Consider the following 271-nt stretch of genomic DNA (forward strand, 5'->3'; position numbering starts at 1 on the left):
CAGCTTGAGCGCCTGCGGCACCAGCGCACTGGCCGGTGACAGCACGCTGCCGATGCAGACCCGCCCGCCGAAGCCGGCCTGGCCCTGGATGATTTCCTGGTGCGCCGCATCCATCTCGGCCAGCGCCGCGCTGGCGCGCCGGATCAGCACCTTGCCGTACCAGGTCGGCGCCACCCCGCGCGGCAGGCGCTCGAACAGGGGAACGCCGAGCGCGTGCTCGAGTTCGCCGGTCAGCTTCGAGGCGCCGGGCTGGGTCAGGCCGGCCGCCTCG

Annotated in this window: 1 protein-coding gene; it reads right to left on the minus strand. The window is 74.2% G+C overall.

Annotated features, from left to right (window positions below; all coding sequences use genetic code 11):
• Positions 1-271: LysR family transcriptional regulator (locus KVT32_RS30105; RefSeq protein WP_217619431.1), on the minus strand; the 271-nt coding region annotated here is incomplete at both ends.

It is taken from the genome of Achromobacter sp. GbtcB20 (genome assembly GCF_019091095.1).
Taxonomy (GTDB): domain Bacteria; phylum Pseudomonadota; class Gammaproteobacteria; order Burkholderiales; family Burkholderiaceae_B; genus Achromobacter; species Achromobacter mucicolens.